Annotated in this window: 3 protein-coding genes; all 3 read left to right on the top strand. The window is 62.4% G+C overall.

The window, feature by feature from the left end:
* Window positions 1-105 precede the first annotated feature (105 nt).
* A complete protein-coding gene (locus tag EN893_RS32765) occupies window positions 106-663 on the top strand; it encodes an invasion associated locus B family protein (protein WP_127267772.1) in 558 nt (185 codons plus the stop codon).
* 13 nt (window positions 664-676) lie between these two features.
* Window positions 677-1,345 carry a hypothetical protein gene (locus tag EN893_RS32760; protein WP_127267771.1) on the top strand — a complete coding sequence of 223 codons (669 nt, stop codon included), beginning with the start codon at window positions 677-679 and terminating at the stop codon, window positions 1,343-1,345.
* Window positions 1,346-1,389: 44 nt separating this feature from the next.
* The coding region (locus EN893_RS32755) for a DUF4189 domain-containing protein (protein WP_128362127.1) at window positions 1,390-1,682 on the top strand (293 nt) is incomplete at its 3' end.

Raw genomic sequence — 1,682 nt, 5'->3', positions numbered from 1 at the left:
ACACCAGCGAAGACGGCCGCATCCGGGGCAATCTGTCGGGCACGGCCGCGGGTGGGCATGTCGGTGTCGGCGCCGGCATCAGCTTCACCTTGAACTGAGGCAGGAATGAAAGGACTTGTTGCCCTGACCTGCCTGGCACTCTGCGGCGGCCTCGTGCCGGCCGCCGGGCAGGTTGCGTCGACCTACAGGATCAAACCTTCGGACGTGGTGGTGCCGCCCGAGGTGAAGCTCGGCGACTATCAGCGCACCATCCGCCCATTCGATAACTGGACACTGATCTGCGACGAGAACCTCAAGGCCCGCAAGAAGGTCTGCAACGTCTCGCAGATCATCGAGGACGCATCAGGCAAGATGGCCTTCAGCTGGTCGCTTGCCGCCACACAGGACGGCAAGCCTTACATGATCCTGCGCACCGCTGCGAATGCCAGGAGCGATGGACTGGTGTCGCTGAAGTTCGATGGACAGAAGCAGCCGATCGACGTGCACCTGAACGGCTGCAACGAAATGGTCTGTGTCGGCATGTTGCCGGTCGGCCCCGTCATGCGCCGACAGATCTCGCAGAATGCGACACCGGCGATCTCCTATTCGACAGTCGACGGCCAGACGATCACCGTGACTGCAACGCTCAAGGGGCTGTCAGAGGCCCTTTCACCACTCAAATAATCGGGGCATCACCATGAGCCAGCAGGACCAGTTCACGTCCGCGAAACGCACTCCGGCCGTCGAGGCGGATCGGCAGAGGCGGGCCGAGCCCCCAAGGCGGCGCTGGCCACGCGTGGCCGGATATTCATTGCTGGGATTGGTCGTGGCGGGACTTGGCTTCGCCGCCGGGAACTATGCCGCGATCGCCAATCTGGTCGGCGGCGCGACGGCCGCACCTGCAGAAACTGCGGCGGCCCCCGTGCTTCCGGACACGCCCTTCCTCGAGCATGTCAAGCAGGCCGGTGTGCAAGCCTGCTCGACCGTCTATCCGGCGCTCGGACAGATTCTGACGAACGGCACGAAATACAGCGTCAAATCCCTGTGGAACGATCAGGCGGCCGACAAGCACGCCATTCAGGCCTTTGTCGGCATGGACTATGCATCGGAACGCTATAGCGGACCGGCCGCCGGCATCGTCTTCGCATCGCCCACCGCCACGGGTTGCGAAGGGGCGATGGTGCGGGTGGCGCCATTCGCCAGCCCTTGCGCCGACATCGCATCCATCCTGCCGCAGGGCAGCAAGATTACCGACCATCTCGGGCAGGTCGAGGTCTACGAACTCGGCGGCAATGCCGGTGAAGCGCTTCTCCTGCCGACGGGCAAAAGCTGTGTGGTGATCTCCCTCGCTTCGGCGGCGAAGTAGGACGCGAAGCGATTGAGGTTAAGGAAAGGATGCCGACCATGAGCATGAGATTGCAGGCTTTGGCAGTTTTGGGCTTGACCTTGTTGTGGAGTGGACAAGTCGTCTCAGCCGACCTTGTGGCCCCCTCGGAGCCGCAACAGGAGGAAAAAGGCATATGGGCGGCCATCGCCTATTCGCAGGCCGATAGCAAATACGGCTTCTTCTGGGGCGCCGACAAGCGGCAGGAAGCGAAGGACATCGCACAGAAATATTGCGAGAACGCGGGCGGAAAAGCCTGCAACGTCGTCACCGTCTTCCGCAACCATCGCCATTGGAATGATGACGACGAGACCGGCTT

Source organism: Mesorhizobium sp. M7A.F.Ca.CA.004.04.2.1 (assembly GCF_004022825.1).
Taxonomy (GTDB): domain Bacteria; phylum Pseudomonadota; class Alphaproteobacteria; order Rhizobiales; family Rhizobiaceae; genus Mesorhizobium.
This window is presented reverse-complemented; position numbering and strand designations above follow the sequence as displayed.